This window comes from uncultured Boseongicola sp. (assembly GCF_937988555.1).
GTDB lineage: Bacteria > Pseudomonadota > Alphaproteobacteria > Rhodobacterales > Rhodobacteraceae > Boseongicola.
In genome coordinates, this window is record NZ_CALJXO010000296.1 from 1 (window position 1) to 4298 (window position 4298).

Below are 4298 nucleotides of genomic sequence, written 5' to 3' on the forward strand. Positions count from 1 at the left end.
AACGTGTCGTACGCGGTCGACCCGTTTTCTTGGCCGGCGGCATCATCGGCGCGATCAACGCCCATTCCGGGTCCGTTGTATCGCTTGCATATTTATTGCCCTTGCGGTCATGTTGGCGACGAGTGAGTTCAGTCCAGGCCATTGAGATCTCCGTTCAGCTTCACAACCGAACAGAATCACAACTTACTGAACTCATTCAACTAGTTTTAAATCAGGCTCTTAGCTGACTTTGACAGGATTTGCGGTTTTGACGGGAATTTGGGGTTTTCAGATTTTGGAGTTTTTCAACAGAATAAGCCCATTGCAGACACTCAGACCAAATTGGGCTTCACCACGACCAACATACAGTAAAAGGTGGCCGTGCATTGAGCATCTAGGGGTTTAGTACATCATTGCAAATCAACGAAGATTCGCGAGTCGACACCCGCTTCAAACAGGGCGTTCTTGATTTGATCTATCGAATTGGCGTCGGCTGAGCTGACGATGACAACATCGTTGACGACCAGTGAATACAGCGGCGCTTCGGGCTGTGCGTTAGGCTCGAGGTTTGCCAAATATTCTTCTGCGGCTCGTCGAGACATTGGTCCCCATTTTCCGTCATAGGCGACGCCAATCGTGTACTGCACGTCCATGATCAATTCTTTGCCGACGGACTGACCATCGTTTAGATCAAGCAAAACCTGTTCAAGCGTTTTCGTGTCCGTGACGCGTTCAGGAATGAAAACATTTCGGCAAGTTTCTACGTTCTTGTATCTGGTGACAGTTGTCCGACTGTTCTCATGACCGACAGCCCCACCAATGATTGCGCCAACGGCAGCGCCGGCATTTTCGTCCGTTACGGCTTTTCCGATCACGCCGCCAATTAGCGCTCCGCCGATTACCTTATCGGGTTCTCCGCCTTTGATGGTTTCTTGATAGGGCACCGAAGTTGTCTCGCATCTCACCTCATACGAACCAGCAAACGCTTGAGATGCAATTAGAGCAGACGTCATCACAGTCGCCAAAATTTTCATGGTCTTGCTCCTTTTTTCTGCAAGCCGCGGTAGTTCAGCGATAACATTTATAGACTGACGCCGATTTCCCCGCGTTGCATAACAAACACATAGCCTTTTAGCCTGATCGGATGTTTTGAACATGTAACACACAAACTATGCTTTCAGGTGTTATGCAATAACACGGCAGGTTATTGCTGAAACTCAAGCAAGGAGGTGACGTTTGAGGTCGCCAAATTGCGCTGGTGCACAATCACCTTGGAGTGAGTTCCTGCGTCCTGGTGCTTGGTTCTAAGTCACGGGGCCCCAATGTCAGAAATGTCCCGCGTTGTGTGAATTCGCCCATCGGAAATTTTGCAGTTGCAGCGAAAGTCCGTTCCGGGCTCTAGCCTGCCATCCGGTTATGCAGCATCAGTTTTGGCTTCATCCGATAGGCGGACGTTGAGAACGGCCCAGAGCGGACACTCATCGGATCCCTCTGAAGCACTCTCTATTTCTGTCGCGCCTTGGCTGTCGACGAAACGTCAGGCAGGACGCATTGGGACACGGATCTCAACAAATAGGCTGTTGACCCCGGATTGCCTCGACCGCTGACTGTCTGAATTCTTGTTCGATCAATCCGGAACGGATACCCCGGCCTTCCGCATCTTCCAGGAGTTGGGGCCGGTTTGAATGAGGTTCCTGCGCTCTGCGGCATGGCGACCGTCGTTGAGCAGTTGGCTCAGGTCTTTGCCCACGGCCTTGCTGTAGACATGGTAGAGGTGTCCGGTCGGGCCCTCTGAGCCGATGTCACTCAAGTCGATCACCTCCACTCCAGAGAGAGTTTCTAGGTGGTCGCCCGCTTCCCCGAGCCGTGGATAGCCATGCAATTGTGCTGAAAGCGCAAGCGGGCGATCAGCATCTGTGACGTATATCGTGACGTTGCGCGCGATCAGCGAAATGCGCGGCAGGAGTCTTTGAAATATTGCGAAGTCCATATCCGGAGCGAGGAGCACGATCGCATCGAGACGGATATCCGGACGTCGGTACGCGACCTCGTAAAGAGCGAGCGCCACCCCTCGCGCGCCAAGGCTGTGCCCGACGACATCGACAGCACCACTGCCAAAGCGGCGTTCCAGCTCGATTATGGCATCGGCGAGATCGAGAACACTCCAATAGAGGTCGGCCTCGTCACGCATGTAGTTGGCCAGGTCCCCGTCTGATGGCCAGCTGAACCACAGGAACCGGTCTGTGAGACTGGCATTTTCCTGAAGCAGGGCCGCGCGCCGGCAGCCCTTGTCAAAATCGATGTAGTAGCCATGAACGTAGATAGCGGGTGCGTTTTTCGAAGCGCTATCCTGTAAGGCGTCGAGGACCACGCTGGACCTTGTCACACGAATTTCGTCAACCCTAAGAAGTTGCCCCCGAATGAAGGCCGGTGCGGAGTCCGCCAGCGGTGCGATAGAGCCGAGTTCTAAATCTCGGACCCGGCACCAGCCGGCCCTGAGATGGCTGCGCTCGTCTCCGAAGAACCTTCCGCCCCCGTCAGCTTCTGCAAGATTTCGAAGTGTCAGAAAGGGGACCTGCCGCTCATGGCTCTCCGCTTGGGCCGTCGAAGTTGATGGAAAAGCGATTATAAATGCGGCTGCCAGACTGCCAACCGAAATAGCACGCAGAAGGATCGAGGTAAGAAATCGCATAATGCACCTTAGAATGATCGCTTTCGACTCGATAGTGGGAACCGCCGGGGACACCGCCTTGAAAACGCGGTCTGCGTGACCGCTTAACATATTGACGCAAGATGCTGTCAAGGCTTGTAAGGCGATATCTGACAGCGGCCTGCGCCAATCCGGTGCCCGGTTGCTCGTACGTGTTTGCAAAGAAGACCTGCTCCTGAGCCATTGTAGCAAAAGCGTCTGATCTGCATCCTGCGGAGAAAGAGTTCCACGAGGGCCGACCGAATGCAGGTCGTCCGATCAGGATCATCACTGGTAGTCTCGTTCCATTGGCAACTCTGAATTGCACGAAGACCGCAAAGTCCGCGTTGCGGTCATTTGGCCCAAGAACATGCTGCACGATGCACGAATGACATGGTGTGTCTGTGGGTGCCGCTCTCCTTGGGCAAACGAGGTACAGTATACTGGCCTCAATGAAGCAGCCACAAAGGAGAAAGACAATGGCATATTATAATCACCGCAAGGGCGCAACTCCCGCTTAGAAGTCAAATCCTTGCGCACTGGATTTACACCAAAGCTTTTCGCAGAAAAATCTACCCGATCACTGCGAAACATCGCGACGACATAGCCAATCCGCAGGCAAATTTGCTTCACCGGATTGACCCGACATCCATACCAAAACGTTTCTTCAGAAAGATCTACGATAGCGTGATCAACCCAAGCCAAGACAAAATGCTCGCCCCCCATATGGCCAAGGGGAATAGAGTAGTTGTCATGACCGCCAAAGAACTGAGATCCTTTGCAATTCTTGACAGCTCGTGTCTTTCAGTCCCGATCCGGTCAATAGTCGCTTCGATGGCTGAATTTAGGATTTCTACAATTATCAGTAGTAGAATTGAACCAACAAGAAGCCCCGTATGGGCAAGCGAATTCCCGATCCAAAAGGCCAATGGAACAGACAAGCCCAAGACCACGACTTCTTGTCTGAAGGCTTCCTCCCGGCGCCATATATCCCGAAAGCCGGCCACTGAATTGCGATAGGCCGCAATCAATCGGTTAATGCCCGACGGCGCCTCTTTTTCCATAGTGTTGTTACCCATCCAACTATTTGGCTAAGCCGGTGGGAGAGTCTTAACACCGCAAGATACCAATAACTATATTTTAGGTTGACCCAAGTGCTGAACGGTCCCGTCACCTCGCACACGGTTGCAATGGATCTGGGTGATGGAGAGCAGATATGGCGTCGCGCCAAGAGACTGTGCCGAAGCTTACATACGACCCAGGTTCAACCAAGAAGCGTGCCGAAAACACCAACCGAGCAAACATCTCTGGTTGGTCGTTAGTGGCCATCAACGAAGTTTGCAAACTATCTGCCTAAGCAACACCGCAATTCATCAACGCATCTCTTCCGGCGAGTTTCCTAGCCCAAGCAAAGTCGGCAAGCGCCGTGTTTGGCAGGTTAGTCCCGCGCTGCCGTCATTGGGGTTTCGAAAATGCTGCGCGATGCACGAATGGCAGGAATGCGAAAGCTGCACTGCGGCGCTGGTTGATGGATCGAAAGGCTGGTCTGGGCCGTTCATGTTGGTCGGGGCGAGATCGTTTGGCAGGATGCTGCGATGCGGCTAACGGCAGCAAGGAGCCCAGAGCGGCC

The 4298-nt window shown here is 53.1% G+C and carries 3 protein-coding genes and 1 pseudogene; all 4 read right to left on the minus strand.

Features of this window, described 5'->3' with window-relative positions; all coding sequences use genetic code 11:
- A pseudogene (locus tag Q1B15_RS17515) lies at window positions 1-142 on the minus strand (IS5/IS1182 family transposase); the annotation flags it as partial.
- 247 nt (window positions 143-389) lie between these two features.
- Entirely contained in the window at window positions 390-1013 is a 624-nt protein-coding gene (locus tag Q1B15_RS17520; protein WP_299756132.1) for a hypothetical protein, read from the minus strand.
- A 593-nt stretch (window positions 1014-1606) separates the two neighbouring features.
- The gene (locus Q1B15_RS17525) at window positions 1607-2671 is read right to left on the minus strand and encodes an alpha/beta fold hydrolase (RefSeq protein ID WP_299756134.1); all 1065 of its coding nucleotides are present in this window, start codon (window positions 2669-2671) and stop codon (window positions 1607-1609) included.
- 674 nt (window positions 2672-3345) lie between these two features.
- Entirely contained in the window at window positions 3346-3732 is a 387-nt protein-coding gene (locus Q1B15_RS17530) for a diacylglycerol kinase (RefSeq protein ID WP_299756137.1), read from the minus strand.
- Window positions 3733-4298 lie beyond the last annotated feature (566 nt).

What these genes read in the sequence shown, in the direction of transcription:
- Q1B15_RS17520 (WP_299756132.1), bottom strand. Translation starts at nt 1,013, where the DNA reads ATGAAAATTTTGGCGACTGTGATGACGTCTGCTCTAATTGCATCTCAA.
- Q1B15_RS17525 (WP_299756134.1), bottom strand. Translation starts at nt 2,671, where the DNA reads ATGCGATTTCTTACCTCGATCCTTCTGCGTGCTATTTCGGTTGGCAGT.
- Q1B15_RS17530 (WP_299756137.1), bottom strand. Translation starts at nt 3,732, where the DNA reads ATGGAAAAAGAGGCGCCGTCGGGCATTAACCGATTGATTGCGGCCTAT.